Here is a 23,283-nt window from a genome sequence, read left to right as displayed (position 1 = left end):
TTTGACATCAAATAATCGCGTGGCGGACGCGCGCCGAAATCCACTCTGACACCAGCACGGTGACGAAAATCATCAAAAAAATGACGCTCACCTGGTCCCAAGCCAGGCTGTTGATCGAGGCGTTCAGCTGCAGACCGACACCCCCTGCGCCCACTAACCCCAGTACCGTCGATTCGCGAATGTTAATGTCCCAGCGATAGACACTGATGCCCGCAAACGCCGGCATCACCTGGGGCAGCACGCCGTAGCTCATCACCTGCATGCGGCTGGCACCGGTGGCGCTTATCGCCTCAACCGGGGTGGGGTGGATTTCTTCAATCGATTCGTAGAGCAGTTTGCCGACAAAGCCTATCGAGCGCAGGGCAATCGCAATAATGCCCGCCAGCACACCAGGGCCAAGAATAGTGACCAGCAACATCGCCCAGATCAGCGAGTTGATCGAGCGTGACGCCACAATCACCACTAGGGCGACACTGCGCACCACGGGATGCGGCGTGGTATTGCGGGCGGCAAGAAACGCTACCGGAAACGCCATCATAATGCCCAGTACAGTACCCAGCGTGGCAATATTGATGGTGTCCCACATGGGCTTCCACAGCACATTGGCATAGCTCCACTCGGGCGGCGTCATACGGCTTATCAGGTCGGCCCCCTGGCGCCCGGCGTCTTCGACAAACACCCACATGGTGTTATCGGAGATGACTTTCCAGCAGAGTAAAAACAGGCTAATACCGACCAGCCACGCTAGGTATTGCAGCCACTGGGCACGGGGGGTGCGCAACCGCCACACCGGCTGGCCTTTGGGTGAGGTTGAAACAGGCATTCAGAAACTCCCGGGGTTACTGGCGCATGCATTACTGGGTCCAGCGACGGACATGACTAGAGGCGTATTCGCTAAACAGCACGATCGCGATGATAATCAGCAAAATAGCGGCCGAAGTGTCGTATTCGTAGCGGCTGATTGACGTATTCAGCGTGGCGCCGATTCCGCCTGCCCCCACAATGCCAATCACCGCTGACTCGCGGAAGTTAATATCCAGACGATACATCGACAGCCCAATTAAACGCGGCATTACCTGGGGCTGTACCGAATGGTTCATGGTTTGCCACCAGCTGGCGCCGGTGGCTCGCACGGCCTCTACCTGACGCCAGTCCAGGTCTTCAATATCCTCCGCCAAGAGCTTGGCCATAAAACCGATGGTGGCAAATGCCAGCGTGATCATCCCCGCCAGCGGGCCAAAGCCGAACATCACCACAAATAAAATGGCGATAATCACTTCTTGAAAGGTCCGCGACACGGTGATGATGGCGCGACATAAAAAATAAACGGGCAGGGGGGCAATATTACGCGCCGCCCCCAGGCCCACGGGGATTGCCAGCAGCACCCCAAGAACGGTCGACGTTAGCGTCATGGTCAGGCTTTCCAGTACGCCGTCGATAATGTCGCCTTGGCGGCTAACAAAATCGGGCTGGAGAAACGCTCCCAGGAAGTTGAGACCCCGAACAGCTCCTTCCGCCACGCGTGCCCAGTTCACTTCGATGGAGGCCAGCGCCATCGCTAAATAGATCACACCGCCCACCACCAGCCCCCAGCGCAGCCGTGGGCTGTGAATCAGCGGCAACCGCCGCCAGTGGCCTTGGCGTGCCTGCTGCTGGCGCTGTTCAACCAGATATTCCGTCGGGTTTTTCACGACGCACCTCCCACGGTCATGCGCTCAACCCCCTGAAGCAGCGGTGGCGTATGCGCCGCTGTTTCTTTGTCGTCATCCTGAGGCTCGGGGGTCGTCTCCCAATCTTCTTCGCCATAAATGGTCGTCAGCGTCTCGGGGTTGAGCTCATCCGGATGGCCGTCAAACACAATTTCTCCCGCACTTAGGCCTACGATACGGTCCGCGAACTGCTTCGCCAGGGCCACATCGTGAATATTAATGATGGCGGCCAGCCCGCGCTCGGCGCATAGCTCACGAATCAAGCGCATGATTTGGCGCGAGGTTTTGGGGTCGAGGCTGGCGGTGGGCTCGTCGACCAATAGCAGTTGGGGACTTTGCAGTAGCGCGCGAGCAATGCCCACCCGCTGGCGCTGGCCGCCAGATAGCGCATCGGCGCGCTTATCAATAGCGTGCTCCAAGCCGACCCTTTCCAGCAGACGAAAGGCCTCGGTGACCGCCGCCTGGGGATAGCGGCGAAGAAAACTGCGCCAGAACCCCACGTAGCCCAGGTGCCCGGAAAGCACGTTTTCCATCACCGTTAGGCGGTCGACCAGGGCATACTCCTGAAAGATCATGCCCATTGATCGTCTCGCCTGGCGCAGCTTACGGCCTGACAGCCGGGTCAGCTCGTCGTCACCTAAACGAATGCTGCCCTGGGTAGGCTCAACTAACCGGTTAACGCAGCGAATTAGCGTGCTTTTACCCGCGCCGGAAGGCCCGATTAGCGCCATTACCTGGCCTTTGGGTAGCATTAATTCAATATTGCTCAGCGCACGGTCACCCGTCGGGTAGCGTTTATCCACGCCGCTTAGTGTCAACATGGTGTTACCTCATAGGCATAACGTAACAGCCGGAAGGGGCACCCTCCCGGCTGTATAAAAAAGGGCCAAGTGATCAGTCGCAGTCGTACGTCGCGCCGGTAGCGTTGGCGATGGCGCGAATAACGGCCCAGTTGTCTTCATAGGTGATTGGAATGAACTGTGCTTCACCAGAGTTAGCGAATTCTGCTTCAAGGGCTGTGCCTTCCCAATCGTAGCTAAAGAAGGCGTTTTGTATGCTCTCTGCTAGATCGGGTGCCAGGTTATGGGCTGTGCCATAAGCAGTGGTGGGGAAAGTATCGGAGGTATAGATAACCTCATAATCCTCTTCTCCCACGACGTCACGCGCCAACATTCGGTGAACTACAGAGTTGGCGATGGCAGCGGCTTCGTAGTCTTTGTTGACTACCCCTAAGATAGAATTATCGTGTGAGCCCGAAAACGCCGTTTCAAAGTCTTCGTCCGCTTCCATGCCGTACTCTGAGCGCAGCAGCGCAGAGGGTGCGCGAAAGCCCGAGTTAGAGGTCTCAGCAGTAAATGCCAACTGACGACCCTGCAGGTCTTCAACGGATTCAATACCGCTACCCGGGTACGTGATGATCTCCATTTCGTAACCAAAGCTACCGTCTTCAGCGGCCATCATGGTAAAGGGACGAAAGCCACCGCAGTTAACGGCCACTGGCGTGCTACCGGTATTAAACCCCGCTACGTGCAAACGGCCCGCGCGTAGCGCTTCCAACTGCGCAGCGTTGGACTGTACGGGAAAGAACTGCACCTCTTTGCCGGTTACCGTGCTCAGATGCTCCAGAAAGTCAGACCATACGCCAGCATAAACAGCGGGGTCTTCAACCGGCGTGTAGGCAAATACGAGAGTATCTGGGTCTTGCCACTGCGATTCATCGGTGGGCACATCGGCAACCAAATCGCCGTCGTGGTCGCTGTAGCGGCTGGATAAGTCAGCGTGAGCATGAAGCGTTGCAAGAGCAAAAGCGCTCACCACAGCAGTGCTGAGCAGCGTACGTGGCAGAGAAAGCGTATGCATAGTGTCACCTAACCATTGTTACAAAGAATGGGCTTTAAACGCCCTTATCTTGACAATGCGAGATGACAGTCACGGGTCAGTCCCGTGACAGCTTAGTGACGCTTCTCACATCGGTGAGCCGTCACAACATTCAAATGGCGCTTAACGGTCAAAATAGTCGGCGGCAAAAAGGTAACGCCGTTGCTGTCGGTAGCGTGCCGGTGAGGTCTTTTAACAGGGAGCAACGAAAATATTGGGCATCGTATCAGTTTAACTCACCCGATCAGTTGTCATCTCTTATTCACATTGCTGTCGTGGCAATGTCATCGCGGCTCGACAAGATGGCCACATGTTAAACATAAGGGTGGCGTCGCGATGCGGCTATGTATTGTCAGTGAAACCTGGGCACCGGAGATCAACGGTGTCGCGCATACACTGCGCCGCTTAAGCCATGAGCTGGCGTGCCAAGGCGTGACGATTGATCTGATTCGCCCGAAGCCGCGAAACACCGCCGTTGGACAAACAGGAGCCATCCACACAGAGCTCCACGTTTCGCGGTTACCGCTACCAGGCTATCGTGACGTGCAGATTGGCCTGACCACCCCGGCGCGAATGCGGCGTTTTTTTCTCACTCGGCGTCCCGATGTGATTTACCTGGCCACGCAAGGGCCGCTAGGGTGGGCGGCACGCCAAGCCGCTTTGGCACTGCACATCCCGTTAGTCGCAGGCTGGCATACCAATTTTGATCACTACTGCCACAGTTATGGCCTTGGCTTTTTGGCCGCGACCACAAGGCGCTATCTACGCTACTTTCATAACGGTTGCGCGCTGACGCTGGTGCCCACCCCGGCACAAGCCGATACCTTACGCAGCAGCGGTATTGGTAACGTCCACGTGCTCGCACGCGGCATCGATGGTGATATGTTCTCTCCTGAGCGGCGCGACGCCAGCCTCCGCCATCGGTGGGGCGTGAACGACCACCAGCCGGTGGCGCTTTACGTTGGCCGCCTCGCCGCGGAAAAAAACTTAGCGCTACTCCAGGAAACCTTCCATGCCATGCGCAGCGCACGCCCGGATATGGCGCAAATCATCGTCGGCGATGGCCCCGGGCGTGCCCAGCTGCAAAAAGCGCTTCCCGATGCCCACTTCACCGGGTTTCTGCCGCCCGAGGCACTCAGCCGACACTATGCCAGTGCCGATCTTTTTCTCTTTCCCTCGCTATCGGAAACCTGGGGCAACGTGGTGACAGAAGCCATGGCCAGCGGTTTAGCCGTGGTGGCGTATCAACACGCCGCTAGCGCCGAGCTGATTCAAAGTGGCCACAACGGCCTGACCATTCTCCAGGGTGATAGCGAAGGCTTTCGCCAAGCGGCGGTAGCGCTGTGTCAACGTCCCGCCGACTACGCCCGTTTCGGCCGCTTGGCGCGTCTTCGCGCGCTGGAACAAAACTGGTCGGGCATTGCCCGGCAACTTCTTACGTATCTTCATCAAGCCCAGGAGACTTATCATGCGCCCGCGTCCTCTTGCCGTATTTGATCGTCTTGATTTGCTTGAATGGCAATTCTGTCAACGCATCACGCGCTACTCGGCCTATCGACCCTGGCGGGTCACGCTGCAAGCCGCTAGCCGGCTCGGTGATTGGCCGGTATGGGTGGCGCTGATTTTAGCCCAGCCATTTTTGCTGCCCGAAGGCGGCATGCGTTTGATGCAATACACGCTCACCGCGCTGCTCGCCGTTTTTGCCTACCGCTTGGTGAAAACACGACTATGCCGTGAGCGCCCGTTTATCACCTATCGCCATGGCATCCAATGCAGTGAACCCGCCCGCGACCGCTACAGCTTTCCCAGTGGCCATACCATGCACGCGGTGATGTTTAGCGTGTTGGTCGCGGCTCATTCGCCTTGGCTTTTGCCAGTGGTGATGCCGTTAGCGCTGCTGATTGCCATTTCCCGCGTGGGGCTTGGTCTGCACTATGTAAGCGACGTATTAGCCGGTGCCGCCATGGGCTACGCCTTTGCGTTGTTAAGCCTTGCGCTACTCGGTTGACGACAAGGCATCGCCATTAGCGCGGTATGTGGTCAAGCGCTTGATGCGCCTGGTGGAGCGTACCGCTGATCGCGATGGTTAACTGCTGCTCGACCGGCATATGAGCGGGAAAGCTGGTGGACCCGCCTGAATAAAGCGCTAGAGGCGGTCATCCAGCATGACAAGACGCATTCGACCCACGAGTATTTCCAAAGCGATAGCCAAGTAGCGGGCTAACGGATACCGTTAACCGGAATAACCGTACCCGGCCAGTGGAGATGCATGACCAAACAGGCCGTCGACGCTGACCGACGCAAAAAAGTAGGCCCTAGCAGGCATGTGTCGGTCGATTGAGGCGGTATCGGTGATCAAAAAATTCTCGCTGGCGTTGATAGGGAAAGTATCGGCGCCGCCATCACGGATTCAGGTATCAGTTTTCTTTCACTAAAGCGTCATGTGGGAAAGGTAATGTTGAGTTTTACCCTTAGGAGTTGGTCGCTATGTCTCAACGCAAATACCACCCTTTAAGTGAAGCCGAAGTTGAGTTCTTAGTTCAATTAGCTAATGGTAATGCACTGGCACGTCAACGCCGTAAAGATCGCGACCGCAAAAAAAGTGGTCCAAAACCTCCAGTGGAAAAGTAAAGCTAATGGCTTTAGAGAGGCGACAATCATGGCCGCTATTTTGACCCTGCATATTTCACGATCCGGACCACTGAATAGCCTATCAGTGCCTGAAGTGAAGTTACCTGTTTAAGGTAGGCGTTTTTGGCACCACTCGGCGGTGCTTTCATTGACATGAAGAGAGCGGGAGCGGGCACTCGTTGATAGCCGACAAGGTCTCTTTACCCACTTATATGTGTTGACGCCTGGTTATTGAAATCGACCAGCGCATAAATAGAGGGCTTCATCTGGTTTTTTCCTGTTCCCGGTAGAGAGCTTCTCCAAGTGCTGAGAAATAACTTTCGAAAGCCTCACTAATTTGCTGACGCTGCCAACCCTGAGGATATAGACCTGCGTGAGCTTCATCGGAGTGGATCGTGCCATTTACCAGAAAATGGTTACCGGGCTGGCAATCTTCAACAAATGCTTCAAATGCCCGGGCACACAGCTCCTCAGGCCTGGCGTAATACAGCACTTTTAACTGGTTGTCGGCTTTCTGTGATGCTTCAAAAAGCTTACTGGGTCCAGTGCCATCATCTGTGAGAAAGACTGCTTTAAGGCAATCAGCCAGCTGCTGATTCAGCGTGTGGGGCTTTTGCAGCGCCCCTTCTAGCCAGGCACTGGAGGCGAACTGAAAAGGGGCAGCATGACGAAAGGCTTTCGCACTCATATAGTGATCAAACGCGTGGGACCACTTCATGGGCCAGGCTTCCGGCACCGGCATTTTTAGCCAGAGCTAACTGCCGGCTTGCAGGTAAATAATGCGCGGACACGCCCGGCCGGCCTCCGATGCCATATTGCAGTCCCAGCGTGCCACGAAGTGACACCAGGTGTTCTGGGCCCTGAAGTACCGTCATTAAATCTTCCAGTGCGTGAAGAAAACGACCGGCGGCACGATCGCGCTCAGCCGACGTTACCCAGCGTCCAACTTCGATGCTACGAAAATCAAATCGGCGTCGTACCGTAACGAAGGAAATGTCTGCGTGGGCTGCCATGAATATCCTCCCTGACTTTCAAACTTCAGGCAGACGATGATGATGTCGCCATGGACAGATTCCAGAGAGCGATCCACGAGAACGTGGGATCCCACCTTAATCATCAACGCTCCCTTGGAACAGGACGGCGACTTCATGCCAACGAAAAACTTCATATATTACGAACTGGTATATTAACACGATAATCATTTATATATCCTACGGCTGCCTATAGCCGTGAAACAGAAGGTATTTTGACCCACCTGTTTGATTGCAGGATTAATATACAATGGGCGATGTCAGACACGCCCGTAAGAACCCTTTATGTACACGGGAGAGCAAACTCTGATGAATGATTTGCATGAACATGACGTTGGCCTTGATGCCAGCGTAAAAAGTCATATTGAATCTAAAGCCACTGTTGATGGCACTGGCAGTCACTCGGCGTCCGTTGACGATCACGGGTATCGCGTATTGTCCCTGGAAGAGATCACCCCGCGAGTGGACGATATCCTGGAAGCGGCCAAAACCCTGGCCTCGGCAGCAAAAAAGCTTGAAAAAAACCGTGTTGAAGAAGATGAAGCTGAGAAGGCCGCAAGGGCGCTTCAAAAAGATGCCAATGACGCCTTTGAGGCCCGCCTGGAAAAACGGGTGGCACCGGAGATGCGCCGTTTTGAAGATGTCCAGAAGGATGTACTGAAAGCATTGAAAAAACTCGACAAGGCAGTGGAAAGCGCTGATGAGGAAACGGAAAAATCACAGGGCGCTTACAAGGAATTGCTGAGCATTATTACTCCGTCAAACCGAGCGATTTAAGCAAACGGGGAAATATATGCGTACCAATGCATCTAGCAACGCCGTTATCAGCTTGCCGCAAGCGATGGCGCATTCCAGTGATATTCTGATAGCCGCCCAGAAGCTTGCATCAGCGGTATACAAGGTTCGGAAGAAACGCCTTGATGAAGAACAGGCTCGTAAATTGGCAGAGCGTCTTCGCCACGAAGTGAGAGAAGCACTCAAGGCCTTGCCGGAAGGCGATTACTCGGGGCATCTTTACATTGAAAAGACAATCCAGAGAGAGCTGATAAAAGCGAACAATGACATTGATCGGGCTATTGAAGGTGCAAACAAGGAAGCAAAAAAGTCTGAACAGGCTTACGCGGATCTGATAGCTGTACTTTTGAACAACCACGATAGCCAAGCGGACTGACCCCTGCTTGCGCAAAAGTGTAAATCTTTTTTTGCGCTATTATTTTCGTGTTATGGCAGACTCATGACACGACAACTTGGCCAAAAGCAACCACCAGTGTCATGGCAAGGAATGCCGACCCGTGAAGGCCTCGTCTCCCGCTCGGTAGCAGCCTGGGCGTCTGACAGCCAAGAGCCCACTCAGGTGAACTCTTGGCCTAAACAATGCTTTTAAGGGGATTAGTCGCCCTACGGTTCTGTTGGTTGGGCACGATGCAGTTAACATGGTCATGCTCTAATCTTCCCTGGTTCCCTGCTTAATTCAGTTCGTGAATATCATGCTCTTTCAGGTATTGGCGTAAGGCCTGATTCAATGCTTACCTTTCTGTCACCGCGTTATAGCAAGCTTTCTATCGCTTGGCGTATTTCGCGTGATTCCGGGCGTACATTGGAGGGAAAGTGCGCCACTACCTCGCCATCGGCGGAGACCAGATACTTGGTGAAATTCCAGCGCGGGGCTTCAGACTGACGCGCCAGTTCGGCAAACACCGGATGCGCGTTCTCGCCACGCACATGTATGGGCGCCAACATATCAAAGGTCACGCCAAAGTTGACGAAACAGACATCCGCAGCACCTTCTTCATCAATTTCCTGATTAAAATCATTGGATGAAAACCCAACGAGGGCTAATCCTTGCGCGCCGTAGCGCTGGTGAAGCGCTTCCAGCCCTTCAAACTGGCCGGTGAAACCACAGCGGCTGGCGGTATTAATCATTAGTACAGGACGGTTATCAATCAGGGTTTCAAGATTGACGGTGTCACTGGAATGCAACCGCCGCATCTCATGCGCTTGCCAGTCCGCGGCCTGGGCGCTGCTGCCTATAAAAAGCAGCATCAATGCCACCCCGAATACAGCTGAAAACGATTGAATTATCTTACCTTGGCTTGCCTGACAACCCGAAAGTAATTTCATGGGACAACCTCTCTCTCGACAAACGCTTTAGAAAACTACTAAGCCCAATACTTATACAATACACAAGAAAAAGCCACTATTTGTACAAGAATAATGCGGTATCAGGCCAGTCGGCGTTGGCTGATGGCAATGCCCAGCAGAATCATCACCAGGGCAACATAACGGTCAGCGGTGGCGGCTTCGCCCAGAAAGGTGACGCCAGCGGCAAATGCAATCACCGGTATGATGTAGTTGATCATGGAAAGAAAGCTCGGACCCTGACGCAGCACGATGGTAAAGTAGACCCAATTGGCCAGCCCTGATGAGAAAACCCCGAGTATCACCACGGCACCTAGTGGGAGCCAATTGATCTCCAGTGTCCAGGGGCGATCCACCATCAACGCCACCGGCCACAGCATCAGGCTTCCGGCAACAAGCGTACCAGTGCCTGCCACCAGCACCGATAGCTTCGGTAGTCGTTTGGTGTAGATACTATTGACCGAATAGCAGATCGTGGCTGCGATAATCGCCAACTGGGCCCAGAAGGTATCACCCCCGAGATTGGACAGTGCCTCGCTACCTACCAGTATTAGTACACCGAGAAAGCCAAGTATAAATCCCGTAGCCTTGCGCACCGATATCGGCTCGTTGGCAATAAAGAAATGCGCCAGGATCATCACGTTGATTGGCATCAAGGCCATCAGAATGCCAGCCAGGCTACTGGAGACGTACAGCTCGCCCCAGGAAATCAGCGAAAACGGCACCACATTGCCAAGCAGTGCCAAGGTAGCGAAGCGCTGCCACCAGCCTTTATTAATCGGTAGCCGCAAGCCTGCGGCGCGCATGATGATATACAGAGTCAATGCTCCGAGACTTAGCCGCACTGCCACCAACGTTAGCGGCGGAAACGACGGCAGCGCTAGCGCGATCAGCATGAACGCCAGCCCCCAGGCCAGCGACAGATACAGTAACAGCGCCCAATCCAGTGGTGTGCGTGTGGGTAGGTTTGGCAATAGCATTTCCGTCAGTCGTTTCGAAGAAAGCGCCGAGTTTAGTGCATCCGTTTCTTGCCAACCAGTAATCCCGCCCACCGAATGTCGGTCTTTCTTGCGGATAGAAATATCATCGACAAAGCCACGTTGCCTGGAAGAATCTTGCCCAAAGCTGACGATTCCATTTATGCTCGGTTCATCATCGAACTGGCATCCTCTATGGCATGACTTCTTTTTTACTACACATTGCTCGCCAACCGAGGCGATCAGCTCCGCTGCTGGCCGTGAGGCTGGGGGCTGCTCCATGCCGACCAGCATTGGCGAAAACTCCGCGAGGCGGTACGGTATAACTATGTCGTCGTTTTGTAAGTGATTTTCGATCGGCTTGAGGTGCGTTATAAGAGACAAGTATTGGAGAGGCAATTGGAACGTGACGATGGTCTTCTCACCTATGAAGTTGAATGCTCGGCCCACAGGGTCAATGAGTAGATTTTGAAATTCAAAGCCGCGAGCGGTGTCCTCATCGGAATGGAGGGCGTAAATATCAACGGTACGAGGCGCCGCTAATGAAGGAGTTGATGGTGGAATACGATCATGCCCAGGGTGGGTGGCGAGGTATAACGGTCGATCAGAAACTGCTGCCCGACATGATTGTGCAGTTCGACTCTTTGGGCTTGCCCAGCTGGGTGGCCTCGTGGCCTTCTGACCAAATTTTCATGGGGGCTATATGACGCTTGATGCCAACCCAGACGGACCGTTACCAGACGTTCTCGCGGGTCCATTGCTTAGGCGTATTTCCCCGCATCGCATGGTGTTCTGGTTGGTAGGTTCGCGGCCTCTTGATATCAGCCTGATGCTCCATCCGAGCGGACATCCGTCGCGTCGGTTGCGCTTGAACGATAAGCAAGTAAGGCGCTTGCCGCTGGGCCGCCATGCTTGGCTTCACCTGATCGACGTGCCCCTCAAGACCCCTTTGCCCAGTAATGTGCTCATCGACTACGACCTGACGCTTGCGACCGATCAGGGCGACAGTGGCATTGAGGACTGGGCGCCGCACCTGCTGCACGAGGGCGCGAAGTATCCTTGCTTCGTGCTCACCGACGATCATCGCCGTCTACTCCATGGCTCCTGCCGCCGCCCCCACTACGACGGTCCGGACGGTTTGGTGCGTGCCGATGATTGGCTGGCCGAGCGCCGAGACACGCCCGAAGCCTGGCCCGCCTGGCTGCTGATGACTGGCGATCAGGTTTATGCCGACGACGTGTCAGGCCCCATGCTGGTTGCTATTCACTCGCTGATCCATCGCCTGGGTCTCTTCGACGAGACGCTGAAAGGTGCCACTGTCACCGACAGCCAGGGACTCTACTTAAGTAAGGCGACTTATTACCACCGCGAGACGCTGCTGCCGGACGTCAAGAGCAGTGCCGACCTGCGTGAGCGCTTCTTCGGTGGCGTTCGCAAACCGGTCTTCACCTCGGCCAACGCCCATAATCACTTGATGACCTTCGCCGAGGTCATTGCCATGTACTTGCTCGTTTGGTCACCGGTGCCCTGGCGATTGGTCGAGGTAGCCCAACCGGCACTGAACGAGGAAAAGGCGATGCTGTTCCAGCGAGAACAGGCGATCATCGATCGCTTTGTCCAGGGACTTCCTGCCGGGGCTCGTCTGCTGGCTCACGTGCCCTCGCTGATGATGTTCGATGATCACGACATCACCGATGACTGGAACCTCTCCGCCGATTGGGAGCGCACGGCCTATGGCCATCCCTTCTCGCGGCGGATCATCGGTAACGCTCTGTTAGCCTATCTGCTTTGCCAAGGCTGGGGCAATGATCCGAACCGGTTGGCTGAGCCGCTGGATGCTGTCGCCGAATTGCTGGAAGCTGCGGCTGCCCGGGATGGCTGGCTGCACGAAGAAAATCATGATGCCGTGATTGAGCAGTTGCTGCGTTTCCAGGGCTGGGAGGTGCAGGTCGACGGGACGCCGAGGCTGATCATGCTGGATACTCGCACCCGGCGCTGGCGGAGCGAACGCAATCCGAAGTGGCCGTCCGGTCTGATGGACTGGGAGGCCCTCTCAGAATTGCAGCAGCAGATTCTCGATGCACCCTCCGTGGTGATCGTCTCGCCGGCACCGATGTTCGGCGTCAAGCTTATCGAAGTGATCCAGAAACTCTTCACCTTGGCTGGCAAGCCACTGATGGTGGACGCAGAGAACTGGATGGCCCACCGCGGGGCAGCGAGCGTTATGCTCAACATCTTCCGCCATTCCCGCACGCCCGGGCACTACGTCATTCTTTCGGGCGACGTGCACTATTCCTTCGCATATGACATCTGCATTCGCCATCGTCATGAGGGCCCCAAGCTCTGGCAGGTCACCTCCAGCGGGGTCAAAAATGCCTTTCCCGACACCTTGCTCGACTGGTTTGACCGCGCCAACCGCTGGCTCTATGCGCCTCGTTCACCGCTCAACTGGCTCACCAAACGCCGACGCATGGAAATTACGCCACGGGACCCAGACCGGGCTAAGTCCGGCGAACGGCTCTGGAACGGCAGTGGCATCGGGCTGGTGGAACTTGATGACGAGGGGTGCCCCAACGATATTCGTCAACTCGATGCGCGAGGCTTCGATGTGGTCTTTCCCGAGGGTAAACCGAAAACATGAGCCACTAATTTTCCTCTATTCAGTAGGAGCATCATCTGTCTATGCAAAATGAAGAGATCTATGAGCACCAAACCTGAACGAGACGTAGAGAAAGGATATCCAAAGAATAACTTCGTGGCCAAGCTGCGCGTCTCGCCGATTCTATTGAAAACGAAGATCCATGCCTGATGTGCTGATCTGGACGCTGGTGGCGGTGGTGGCTACCGCGATCGTGTGGCGCGGTAGCGGCTTATTAGAGCGCGCCAGTGAGCGGCTGGCGAGCTATTATCGGCTGCCCGACATCGTTCAAGGTGCGGTTGTGGTCGCAGTTGGTTCGAGTTTTCCCGAGCTCTCGACCACGGTGATCTCAACCCTGGTACATGGTGAGTTCGAACTCGGCGTAGCCGCGATTGTCGGTTCAGCGTTATTTAACATATTGGTAATTCCCGCTCTATCAGGATTGGTTAGCCGCGAGCCGCTTCAGACCAACCGTGACCTGGTCTATAAAGAAGCGCAGTTCTACATGATCGCGGTGGTGGTGCTAACTTTGACCTTTTCTTTCGCGATTATTTACCAGCCACTGCCCAGCACCGACGGTGCCATCCGCGGCGAGTTAACACGTCCTCTGGCACTGCTTCCCGTGGCTCTCTACGGTCTCTACCTGTTTGTTCAATATCAAGATACTCTTGACCACGAGGGCGATGAGGACGCTCGCGATATCCATCTTGCTCGGGAGTGGGGACTATTGGCACTTTCGTTGGTAGTGATCGTGATCGGCGTGGAGGGACTGGTGCGGGCCGCCATCAATTTCGGCGATATTTTTGACACTCCGAGCTTTCTTTGGGGAATAACGGTGGTGGCAGCAGGCACCTCAATTCCGGATGCCTTCGTGTCGATTCGCGCTGCACGCCATGGGCGAGGCATCACGAGTATTGCCAACGTACTCGGCAGCAACACCTTCGATTTGCTGGTGTGCATTCCTGCCGGGGTCTTAATAGCGGGCACCGCCGCTATTAACTTTTCCATTGCGGCCCCCATGATGGCAGCGCTCACCGCCGCCACGGTGGTGCTATTTTTGATGATGCGTACGCGAATGATTCTATCTCGTCGGGAGTGTGTTGCTTTGCTGGTGATCTATGTGGTTTTTCTTGCCTGGATTGGCGCAGAGACGTTCGGGGTACTTGACTGGGTACTAAGCTTGCCACCTGCCACTTGATGTTGAAAGCATTGCACCGGCAAACACCAATTGCAGCCATGACATAATGTTTAGTTCAAGCGGTAATGTCGATGTCTACTCCATTGCCGCTGAAAACGATGTCAAAGCTGCGCAAGATCTTGTCATTATTTTACATTATTAATCTCAGCCGTTAAGAGCACGAATCACTGTGCATTGCCGGCTCCAACAAAAGGAGTGAATCATCCATGATCCATGCAACCATTCTTTATGAGGGCACCATCCACTGCTTTCCTGCTGGCCTGCGTGATGAGGAAGGCAAGCTGGCCAATGCGGAAGTATCCGCCGTGCTCTATGATGGCAAACGGCTTATTTTGGCCAGTGACAAGCCAATCCCCGGCGAAGAACGTTCGGCGGTTTTTGCTCTATCTATGACGTCACAGGGTCCCGATGACAGCTCCTTGGAATACTTCACGACGCCGTTGATCAAGCAAGCTATCAAGTATGAGGACTTCGCTCTCACCACAGATGCACGTTATATACTGGCCACCACGGGCTTTGATCGTATCGACGCTGCCAGCCACGAGCTCAACGCCTACAATCACTTGTTGATCTGGCCGCTGGGAGAGCCCGACAAGGTGAAGGTCGTTGATCCCGATCCCCGGGACGGCGTTGAGGGTTCTTTGGAGCTGCGTAACAAACTTAAACACGCCATTGGTTTTCCCTATTTCAAGATTGAGGGCCTTGCGACAATTCCTGGTGAACGCGGTGATGGCCTGTTGTTATTCGGGATTCGTGAACAGGGGCAGGCTCATGATGATTTCGAATATGTCAGCCGGCTGGTGGGGGCTCACTACGAAATTAGTGACCAGGGCAACCTAGTGTTGGTCGATGAGATTCGTGATATCTACACGTTCGATCCAAGCCATCATGAGAGCGTGCGCTTCGAATGTGGCCTCTCGAGTCTGGAATATGATCCCTATCATGGTCGACTTTACTTGGTGACCAGCTTCGAAACCGAGCAAGAGAGCGTCCCCCGTATCGGTGGTTATCTGTGGGTGATCACTCTTGAAGACCTGCGGGCTGGAAGAGGCCCCACTTTAGTTACCTCACCCGAGGGCGATGCGATTGAGTTCGAACACAAGGCCGAGGGCCTCGCCGTACTTGACCATGAACGCCTGTTTGTAGCCTACGACAACGACCGACATCTGGGGCTTGGTAGCATCGATGAGCGCGAGGAGCGACATGCTTGCGAGGCACCTTATACAATGCTTCGCGTTTCCTGACATCGTTTCGTAAGCCACGAAGTTATCGCTTTTGCGAAAGGAAGGTTGTGTCACCGACTCAGCGTTTTGCGCTGGCAGCAACGCTGATTCATCCTTTTCGATGCTCTGATTACGACCACGGCAAAGACGTTTGCATCTGAAAGGCCAATACCATTAATAGCACCATTTTTAACCATTGAGGAAACGCAGTGTTCTTACCCATTCTCGCCATTATCCTAGGGTTTGTCTTGCTCTTGTGGAGTGCCGACCGCTTCATTGACGGAGCTGCGGCGGTGGCCGTGCACCTCGGACTGCCGTCACTGGTAATTGGTATGGTGATCGTTGGCTTCGGGACCTCGGCACCGGAAATTCTTGTCTCTATAATGGCGGCCTTGGATGGCAACCCGGATCTAGCACTCGGCAACGCATTGGGATCCAATATCTATAACGTTGGCTTGATTATCGGGGTGTCGGCACTGATCGTTCCGATAGTGGTACATTCGACTATCATCCGCCGTGAACTTCCGCTACTTTTCCTGTTTGGCTTGTTAGCCGGCATGCTGTTCTGGAATGGCGTGCTTAGTCGACTCGAGTCGCTGCTTCTACTGGCGGGCTTCTTCGGCTTGATGGGCTGGACGATCTGGACGGCGCTGCGGGGCAAGGATGATCCGCTGGCCGCGGAGACAGAGCAAGAGCTCGCCTCACATGCCATGACACCGGGACGGGCCATCTTCTGGCTCGTCGTTGGCCTGGTACTGCTGCTGGTGAGTTCGCGGATGCTGGTCTGGGGCGCTGTTTCCGTGGCGAGTGCCCTGGGCGTAAGTGACCTTATCATAGGGCTTACCATCGTGGCCCTCGGTACCTCTCTGCCCGAAATGGCATCATCGATTGCCGCGGTACGTAAGGGTGAACACGACATCGCCATCGGAAACGTCGTGGGTTCCTGCATGTTCAATTTGCTAGCGGTAGTAGGCATCGCCGGTGTCATAGCGCCGATGGAAGCGCTTTCATCGGACATCATGTTGCGAGACTGGCCGGTGATGATGGCCATGATCGTGGCGCTATTCGTCATGGGCTACGGCTTTCGCGGCCGTCAGGGTCGCATCAATCGCATTGAGGCCAGCGTATTACTGGTTGGGTTGGTGGCCTACAACGGTTGGCTCGTCACTACCGTGCTGGCGGCTTGATCGAACCAGGCTGGTCGCAGATCCGCTTGATATCTGACGAAAAGGTCGATGCAATGTTTCTACGACGACGATACCTAATACGCTTGTTGTTCGTCCTGCCCCTGTTGTTGCTGGCTGGCTGTGAGGAGACACCGACAGGGCGTTCCCAGTTGGCATTAGTGCCCGAAAACCTGATGGCACAGATGGGTGAGGACGCCTTCGACCAGTTGCTCAATCGCCAGCCGGTGTCACGCGATGCGCGGGTTAATCAACTGGTGCAATGTGTGACTGAGAAAGTGGTGGCTGGCGCTGAGGCAAGCTACCCAGGGCTCGCTTTCCCTGAGCACTGGGAAGTTGCCGTCTTTGAGGATGCTTCTCCCAACGCCTTCGCTCTCCCCGGTGGGCGGATCGGTGTACATAACGGTTTACTGCGGGTGGCCGAGACACCCGCGCAACTAGCGGCGGTTATTGGACACGAGGTAGGCCATGTGCTGGCTGACCATGGTAATGAGCGACTTACCCAACAACTCGGCATCAAGGCCGGGCTGTTGGTCGTGGGGTTACTGGGGGAGGGTGAGCTGGTACATCAGCAGTTGATGCAGGCTTTAGGCATCGGTGCCCAGATCGGCATTAGTCTGCCATTCAGCCGCACCCATGAAGAAGAGGCCGACCTGATGGGGCTAGCGATTATGGCCCGTGCGGGATTTGATCCACAGCAGAGCGTGGTGTTGTGGCGCAACATGGCCGCTGCTGGTGGAGATCAGCCTCCAGAGTTTCTCTCGACTCACCCGGCCCATGAATCGCGTATCAATCTGCTCCAAGCGTCCATGGAGGACGCTTTGGCAACCTACCAGAAGGCCTCGCCTGCAGACTGCTCCGAGTCGTAAGGGGCCGAGTAATCTATCACCGGGCCTCTTGCATCTAAGAATCAATGAGTATGTTTATTCTGAATGAGATTCAATCTTACCAACCGGTGAGCCACAATATAAGAGAGAATCGACATGGGGATTGCAATGAACAAACTACCCAGCAACATTTTTAATGTTCCTGATGTTACGAAATGAAGTGTGGGCCATGCGATTGCTGTATCGGGTGAAAGGATAGAACCCGAGATGAAAAGGCTGCCGATATTTTCAAATAGCCAATATAAAGGGACTAATGTTAGTGGATTGCTAACCCAGGTTGCCATGTAAGCCATAGGAAAATTGCCTCTGAGTATTAAGCAACATGGTAGAAGCATAAGCGTCTGAAAACCAACCGTGGGTGTTAGCCCAAAAAAATGCCAATGGAAACGCCACGGCTAATGGCTTCTGGGTCTGTACTGAAGCAGCGATAGTGTCTCAGCGTTGTAAGCCATTTCGGGTTTGCTCTTAACCAACGTCGCGTTCTTAATTTAATTGAATAGCGTAACCTGTTAAGCACGCTGCTCTCCTTGATGATCCATTTCAAGGGAGGGCGCTTTATTACATAAACGGTTTAAAAACAGCCAGTGTTGAAACATAAAAGCTCCGCCAAAATGCTAACGTGTTTCCATTGCTGATTCTGATCTTCGGTGATTTTCAACCCGGCACGGTTGGAGCTTGGCCCGGTGCCTGAGTCGGTGTTTACGGTCACCGCCATTGTCGTGGCACGCTCAATACATCACGGTTCACCTGAGTGTTGCAGCCGAAAAAGCTGGTCAGCGCCCTCGTGAATGCGAGTTTTACAGTATTGACCATTTTACATCTCATCACTCAGGTGGGGAGAGTCACAGTATGTTGACAAGGATCAGTGTGGACGTCGTGGTGAATATCGATATGGCAAGCAGCACCAACAATCCATCATGCACCACCAGTGCAAGTCCTAACAGTAATAGAGCGAGGCCAGCGGTCGAGGAGGAAAATGGCAACAGCTCCATAAATGGCATGAATAGTCCAATCACCACACAGAGCGAAGCTATACCGTAGCTACCGCCGTTGTTTACGAGAAATGTTAACCTCGGTTTGAGGAATCGGTCTATGCCCCTTGCTGGCTTGTTTAGCCAATTGAGCGCTTTCTGCAGCTTGCTGTGCTCAATTGAGCGGTTGAGAATATAACGGGGTAGCCAAAACTGCTCTCGCCCGAGCAGCATCTGTACGGCTATCAGCATTATGAACGATCCCATGAAAACTGACATGCCGGGTATCCCGCTTAACGGTGAGAAAAGCGTGATACCAATAAGCATCAACAGCGGCCCAAAAGAACGACTGCCAATCGACTCAACAACCATGCCGAGCGAGACTTTTTCGTTGTCGCGCGTCAAGATGCTAATGGTATCGAGCAGTTGTTCAAGGCTTTCCAGTGGCTGTTTCAATCCAATCTCCATGCAGAAGTCAGTCACCTGAAGCATTGTTTCTGGTGGTTGCGTGTTGTGAAAGCCCAGTATGGGGTCAATATGCTAAGGCTTCACTTGGTGGGGCGGGCCAATAACGCGCCCCCCGCTCCTGGTGGAGCGAGGGGGTAATGGTAATGAAAGCGGGGTTTAGTCGCGATCAATTTCTGTCACTTGATCGCTCCTTGACGCCCCCACTGCCAAGCTAGTTGGAGCCTCAACGGCTGTTAGACTCTGAAACCTAGAGAGGCGATACGAGGTTCCAATGAAGTACTCCGACGAACGCCAGGGTGCCATCCTTCTTGCCGTCGGCCCGCACTTCCCCTTGCCGGGCGTGCAGGGGACTTTCACCCCCAGCACCACCCGCAGGAACAACGTCAGTCAAGGCGCTGCGCGCCATGCCTGGCGCACAACAAAAAGGGTGAGAGCGGTTTCGCTCTCACCCTTAGGTATTACTCAATGGTTAAGGTGTGCTGGCTTTAGGAATAGCGCCGGCGCTTGAACGACACGTTCCGCAGGTAGGCCGGGTTGGCGCCGATACGCCGGATGTTGGCCCAGGAGCCCTTGTAGTAAGGAATATGATTACGGTCAGTCCACTCACTGACGACGTCGCCCTGCACGCCGTTGGGATAGCCGAACATCATGAACGCCTGACCCCGCTTCAGGTCCGGCTCCAGGTAGGCCATGGCCGTGGTGGCGCCGTAATCGTTATGGACTTCGACGATATCACCGTTGACGATGCCTAAGGCTTCAGCATCTTGGGGGTGAATCTCGATGGGTGCCATGGGATAGCGACCCTTGCGGAAGGCGAGGTGCTGGTCGTGATAGGCAGACTGCCAGATATGATTGGTACGGCCGTTATTGATCCAGAAATCGAAGCGCTCTTTCTGACGTTCAATGACGTCAGGGAAGCCATTCCAGGGTGAAGGCTGGAAGTGCGCCTTGCCGTCGTCGGTATCGAAGTTGTTGTCAGTATAAAGCATGGCCGTGCCAATCAACTCGCCGTCGCGATACTCCTTGATGGGCAGCTGGACGCCGTTGTTGCCAGCCTTGCGCAGGCGCTCGTATGTCGCTAAGTGCCCTGTTGGCCCGCCTTGGCTTTCGATTTCCTTCTCGTGGGCCATGCGGAAACCGTCGTTGAAGGGATCCTCATCGGTGGTCCAGTCGAACCCGGCGAAACGCTCTGCCATTTCCGTGTTACCGGCGGCTTCGTAGCGTGCTTTCAGCGCATTGGCCATGTTGGCGGCGATCAGCCAGTCCGGCCTTGCGATACCGGGAGGGTCCATGAAGCGCTCGGAGAGCCGTAAGCGTCGCTCACCGTTCATGGAGGTCAGGTTCATTTCCCCAGGGTGAGTCGCGGGCAGTACCATATGAGAGTATTCGGCGAACTTGGTCCGGTAGAGGTCTATATCGACGATGAACAGGCCGCCCTTGTTCTTGACGGCGTCATAGACGATGTCGATCAATTCCTCGGTGGTGGCGCCACGCGCCTCGGCCAATGCCTGGTTGACGATCGCAGCACGGCGCTTGATCACCTGGCGATAGGTCTCGGCGTTGATGGTGGTCTGGAAGGCGTTGCAGGCCCAGACCGTCAGCATCATGCCGTTGCCCTTGATCAGCTCTTGATCGATATAGGGCGCCGGACGACCGCCGGGATAGGGTGGGCGCGTATAGCCTTCCTGATGGCCGCCCATGCGAACGACGCCGGTGCCCCGGCGACCGACGTTGTGCGTGGCGACGACGAGATTGACGATGGCGGATTGAATCCGATAGTTGTCGTTGCCCCAGATCACGCCTTTCTCATAGGCATGCATGGTGCGTGGGGCATGACCACTGGCCTTGGGCTTGTAGGCCCATTCGGCGGCCTTGACGATGTCCTCACTGGGCAGGCCGGTAATGCGACTGCACTCGTCCAGTTCCATCCGGTTGGCGGCAAGCATCTCGTCGAAGCCGCTGGTGTGTGCGTCGATAAAGGCCTGATCGTGCCAGCCCTGGTCGGCCACATAGGTCAGCAGTCCATTGAACAGGGCAGTGTCTGTTCCCGGATGAAGGGCCAGGTGCAACACATTTTCCTTGCCGGCGACCGTTTCACAGATTGCCACGGTGGGGGTGCGCCGAGGGTCGACCAGAATGACGCGTCCCTTGTCGTTGGTTTCGTCCGGAAACCATTCGTTCTTTTTGCTGCGGTTGGAGCCGTTGAGATTGGGCTCCCAGTGGGCCAGGAACCAGTTTGACTGGGTTTCGTAGGAGTTGCCGCCGATGGAAAAGATCACATCGGCGATTTCTGCATCCTCGTAGCTGTTGTTCAGCTCGCCGATGCCCATGTCACGAGTCGCATGACACTCCGAATTGTAGGCGGGGCGGTTGTGCATCCGCACCATTTTTGTCTGCAGGCCGTTGAAGATCAGCTTGCCTGTGGCCCAGGTGTTCTCGAAGCCGCCACCGGCACCACCGTGATCGAAGAGGTTGAAGATCAGCTGGTCGGCGCCGTCGTTGTCCAGGATACGCTGGGTCAGGCCTGCATACAGGGCCATGGCCTGTTCCCAGTTGGTTTCCGCCCAGTCATCCCCGCTATACAGCAGTGGATACTTGAGGCGTCGCTCGCCGATCGGCGTTTCTTCCGAATACATCACGCTTGCCATCTGGCCGCCTCGTGTCGAGGAGAGGCCTTGGTTCACGGTGCAGTTCTTGTCGGGAAGGATCATGATGTTGTGTTCACTGCCATCATGATCTTTGATCCGATTGACCATGGCCGGCGTCATAGTGAGTTGCATGGCAGGAAGCTGGCGAGTGAAATCCATTTTCAGCGCATTCTGGTCGGCAGCTCGGCCGCCTTCACGGTTGGCGGGCCACTTGTAGACGTGATAACCACAGCCAACAATACAGAAGTGGCAGGCCATATTGGTTTTTTGGGCATCCGCCGGGGGGAGGGGGATACGGTCTTTGAATTGCGTCATTGTTATTCTCCCGGTTCAGATGATATTGGCTTGGCGGCCATAAATAAGGCCATCGACCGATACAGCAAGTAAGGCATCTTCGGCTTCGTCATACTCCAGAATAATCTGAGGGAGACTTTCGGTGGCGTGGCCGATCACCATCTGGCCAGCATTGTCGGGATCAAAGATGCTGTAGTGACAAGGGCACTTGAAGGTCTCTTCCTCCTTGTCATAGCCGACCGGGCAGCCCATGTGCGTGCATTGGGTACTGTAGGCGACCACATCCTTATCTGGGCCTACGCCGCCTTTCACTTCACGCCCTTTGCGAATCATGATGCAGGGTGAGCGGCTATCGGGATAGTTGAAATAGACGGGCTCGTTGACGGCGACGTCCCCAAGCTTGGCGACTGCCTCTCTGGGATAAGGAAGGGTGGTGCTGCCAGCGGTGGCACCGTTCTGGCTCTGTTGAGCTCTGGCCATAGGGGATAGCGATAAGGTACCGACAGCAGCACCGCTGCCGGTCAGTTTGAGAAAGTTGCGGCGACTCAGTCGTGTCATCGTCTGGCACTCCAATGTTGTTGTCATAAAGCCGATGGCGGGGCGGCAGATGCATGATGTATAAATGTGAAGATATGGATATCAATATCTAAAAATAGACTAGTGTTGGGCCTGTAGTCCTGCAAGGGCGAATGACGGAATAGACAACAAATACCGACTAAAAGTGTAGGTTTGCCTTGGGTTGGACCTAGCTCAGATTTTTCATAAACCACTCATCTGATCCCTTGAACCGTTCCGGCTTTCTCGGAGACCCGTTAATTCGAGTCAAGCCACCTTATTAGCCTGACTCTGTTGCTCATAGTAAAGGGCTTCTCGTTCTGCCGGTGGTATGTGTCCAATTGACTCCAATAGCCCCCGATGATTGAACCAGTCGACCCACTCCAGCGTTGCAAATTCAACCGATTCCAAGTGCCGCCATGGTCCGCTTCGGCGAATCACTTCCGTCTTGAAAAGCCCGATGACTGTTTCGGCCATTGCGTTATCGTACGAATTGCCCACGCTTCCAACCGAAGCCTCAATGCCGGCATCTATCAAGCGCTCTGTGTAGCGAATCGACACATATTGCACCCCCGATCGCTGTAATGAATAAGGTCACCTTTAGGCCGTTGAGGGCGTTCATGAAGTGCTTGCTCAAGCGCATCTAATACCATATCGGTTGGCGAGTATCAGGTGCGCCCCACCTGGGAGGCCGAGCTGAACCGCGTCGATAACGCCGTGCGCCACCACTTCGTGTACACGTCTACAGGACATTCAGGAGTTCGTGGGGAACCTGCTCGACAATGCCTTACGCTGGGCGCAGCACACCGTGAAATTGAGGGTCGCGCAAGACGGTGACCGATTGAGCCTCAC

General features: G+C 54.9%; 22 protein-coding genes and 2 pseudogenes. 11 read left to right on the top strand and 13 right to left on the bottom strand.

The window, feature by feature from the left end:
• Window positions 1–7: 7 nt before the first annotated feature.
• From phnE (QC823_RS02380) to phnD, 4 genes are all read right to left on the bottom strand, one after another.
• Entirely contained in the window at window positions 8–823 is an 816-nt protein-coding gene (phnE, locus tag QC823_RS02380; RefSeq protein WP_309654766.1) for a phosphonate ABC transporter, permease protein PhnE, read from the bottom strand.
• A 31-nt stretch (window positions 824–854) separates the two neighbouring features.
• Entirely contained in the window at window positions 855–1,691 is an 837-nt protein-coding gene (phnE, locus tag QC823_RS02375) for a phosphonate ABC transporter, permease protein PhnE (protein WP_309654765.1), read from the bottom strand.
• On the bottom strand, window positions 1,688–2,530 hold the full coding sequence (gene phnC, locus QC823_RS02370) for a phosphonate ABC transporter ATP-binding protein (RefSeq protein WP_309654764.1): 843 nt from the start codon (window positions 2,528–2,530) through the stop codon (window positions 1,688–1,690). The genes phnE (QC823_RS02375) and phnC overlap by 4 nt, the downstream gene beginning before the upstream one ends.
• Window positions 2,531–2,603: 73 nt before the next feature.
• The gene (phnD, locus tag QC823_RS02365) at window positions 2,604–3,569 is read right to left on the bottom strand and encodes a phosphate/phosphite/phosphonate ABC transporter substrate-binding protein (protein WP_309654763.1); all 966 of its coding nucleotides are present in this window, start codon (window positions 3,567–3,569) and stop codon (window positions 2,604–2,606) included.
• A gap of 354 nt (window positions 3,570–3,923) precedes the next feature.
• Between phnD and QC823_RS02360 the strand changes: the two genes are divergently transcribed.
• The 3 genes from QC823_RS02360 to QC823_RS02350 all read left to right on the top strand — a co-directional run bounded on the left by QC823_RS02360 (window position 3,924) and on the right by QC823_RS02350 (window position 6,218).
• Entirely contained in the window at window positions 3,924–5,084 is a 1,161-nt protein-coding gene (locus QC823_RS02360) for a glycosyltransferase family 4 protein (protein WP_309654762.1), read from the top strand.
• On the top strand, window positions 5,056–5,595 hold the full coding sequence (locus tag QC823_RS02355; protein ID WP_309654761.1) for a phosphatase PAP2 family protein: 540 nt from the start codon (window positions 5,056–5,058) through the stop codon (window positions 5,593–5,595). The genes QC823_RS02360 and QC823_RS02355 overlap by 29 nt, the downstream gene beginning before the upstream one ends.
• A 479-nt stretch (window positions 5,596–6,074) precedes the next feature.
• Complete coding sequence (locus QC823_RS02350) at window positions 6,075–6,218, top strand: hypothetical protein (RefSeq protein ID WP_309654760.1); 144 nt, start codon at window positions 6,075–6,077, stop codon at window positions 6,216–6,218.
• 262 nt (window positions 6,219–6,480) lie between these two features.
• Here the strand turns inward: QC823_RS02350 and QC823_RS02345 are convergent, their stop codons facing one another.
• On the bottom strand, window positions 6,481–6,906 hold the full coding sequence (locus QC823_RS02345) for an LPD1 domain-containing protein (protein ID WP_309654759.1): 426 nt from the start codon (window positions 6,904–6,906) through the stop codon (window positions 6,481–6,483).
• A gap of 7 nt (window positions 6,907–6,913) precedes the next feature.
• The gene (locus QC823_RS02340) at window positions 6,914–7,231 is read right to left on the bottom strand and encodes a hypothetical protein (protein ID WP_309654758.1); all 318 of its coding nucleotides are present in this window, start codon (window positions 7,229–7,231) and stop codon (window positions 6,914–6,916) included.
• A gap of 327 nt (window positions 7,232–7,558) precedes the next feature.
• On the opposite strand from QC823_RS02340, the gene QC823_RS02335 reads away from it, so the two are divergent.
• Window positions 7,559–8,026 (top strand): hypothetical protein, encoded by a 468-nt coding sequence (locus QC823_RS02335; protein ID WP_309654757.1) that lies wholly within the window; start codon window positions 7,559–7,561, stop codon window positions 8,024–8,026.
• Between the two features lie 16 nt (window positions 8,027–8,042).
• Window positions 8,043–8,420 carry a hypothetical protein gene (locus QC823_RS02330; RefSeq protein WP_309654756.1) on the top strand — a complete coding sequence of 126 codons (378 nt, stop codon included), beginning with the start codon at window positions 8,043–8,045 and terminating at the stop codon, window positions 8,418–8,420.
• Window positions 8,421–8,794: 374 nt separating this feature from the next.
• On the opposite strand, the gene QC823_RS02325 is transcribed toward QC823_RS02330, so the two are convergent.
• Together QC823_RS02325 and QC823_RS02320 are read right to left on the bottom strand one after the other, a co-directional pair.
• Window positions 8,795–9,370 (bottom strand): glutathione peroxidase, encoded by a 576-nt coding sequence (locus QC823_RS02325; RefSeq protein ID WP_309654755.1) that lies wholly within the window; start codon window positions 9,368–9,370, stop codon window positions 8,795–8,797.
• 101 nt (window positions 9,371–9,471) lie between these two features.
• A complete protein-coding gene (locus QC823_RS02320; protein ID WP_309654754.1) occupies window positions 9,472–10,659 on the bottom strand; it encodes a DMT family transporter in 1,188 nt (395 codons plus the stop codon).
• Window positions 10,660–10,907: 248 nt separating this feature from the next.
• Between QC823_RS02320 and QC823_RS02315 the strand changes: the two genes are divergently transcribed.
• The 6 genes from QC823_RS02315 to QC823_RS02290 all read left to right on the top strand — a co-directional run bounded on the left by QC823_RS02315 (window position 10,908) and on the right by QC823_RS02290 (window position 17,477).
• The gene (locus QC823_RS02315) at window positions 10,908–11,072 is read left to right on the top strand and encodes a hypothetical protein (protein WP_309654753.1); all 165 of its coding nucleotides are present in this window, start codon (window positions 10,908–10,910) and stop codon (window positions 11,070–11,072) included.
• Complete coding sequence (locus QC823_RS02310) at window positions 11,069–13,006, top strand: alkaline phosphatase D family protein (RefSeq protein WP_309654752.1); 1,938 nt, start codon at window positions 11,069–11,071, stop codon at window positions 13,004–13,006. Before QC823_RS02315 ends, QC823_RS02310 begins: the two co-directional genes overlap by 4 nt.
• A 160-nt stretch (window positions 13,007–13,166) precedes the next feature.
• The gene (locus tag QC823_RS02305) at window positions 13,167–14,201 is read left to right on the top strand and encodes a sodium:calcium antiporter (RefSeq protein WP_309654751.1); all 1,035 of its coding nucleotides are present in this window, start codon (window positions 13,167–13,169) and stop codon (window positions 14,199–14,201) included.
• Window positions 14,202–14,407: 206 nt separating this feature from the next.
• On the top strand, window positions 14,408–15,445 hold the full coding sequence (locus tag QC823_RS02300; protein WP_309654750.1) for a hypothetical protein: 1,038 nt from the start codon (window positions 14,408–14,410) through the stop codon (window positions 15,443–15,445).
• Between the two features lie 188 nt (window positions 15,446–15,633).
• A complete protein-coding gene (locus QC823_RS02295; protein WP_309654749.1) occupies window positions 15,634–16,611 on the top strand; it encodes a calcium/sodium antiporter in 978 nt (325 codons plus the stop codon).
• A 53-nt stretch (window positions 16,612–16,664) separates the two neighbouring features.
• Window positions 16,665–17,477, top strand: a complete 813-nt coding sequence (locus QC823_RS02290) for a M48 family metallopeptidase (protein WP_309654748.1) — start codon at window positions 16,665–16,667, stop codon at window positions 17,475–17,477.
• A 41-nt stretch (window positions 17,478–17,518) separates the two neighbouring features.
• Here the strand turns inward: QC823_RS02290 and QC823_RS16225 are convergent.
• The 5 genes and pseudogenes from QC823_RS16225 to QC823_RS02270 all read right to left on the bottom strand — a co-directional run.
• Window positions 17,519–17,857, bottom strand: a pseudogene (locus QC823_RS16225) (DUF2062 domain-containing protein); the annotation flags it as partial.
• Window positions 17,858–18,337: 480 nt separating this feature from the next.
• A complete protein-coding gene (locus tag QC823_RS02285; RefSeq protein ID WP_309654747.1) occupies window positions 18,338–18,922 on the bottom strand; it encodes an exopolysaccharide biosynthesis protein in 585 nt (194 codons plus the stop codon).
• Window positions 18,923–19,419: 497 nt separating this feature from the next.
• Entirely contained in the window at window positions 19,420–21,897 is a 2,478-nt protein-coding gene (locus QC823_RS02280; RefSeq protein ID WP_309654746.1) for an arsenate reductase (azurin) large subunit, read from the bottom strand.
• A gap of 15 nt (window positions 21,898–21,912) precedes the next feature.
• A complete protein-coding gene (locus QC823_RS02275) occupies window positions 21,913–22,434 on the bottom strand; it encodes an arsenate reductase (azurin) small subunit (protein ID WP_309654745.1) in 522 nt (173 codons plus the stop codon).
• Window positions 22,435–22,698: 264 nt separating this feature from the next.
• A pseudogene (locus QC823_RS02270) lies at window positions 22,699–23,090 on the bottom strand (integrase core domain-containing protein); the annotation flags it as partial.
• Window positions 23,091–23,283 lie beyond the last annotated feature (193 nt).

The sequence above is a fragment of the Vreelandella vilamensis genome, from assembly GCF_031451755.1.
GTDB lineage: Bacteria > Pseudomonadota > Gammaproteobacteria > Pseudomonadales > Halomonadaceae > Vreelandella > Vreelandella vilamensis.
This window is presented reverse-complemented; position numbering and strand designations above follow the sequence as displayed.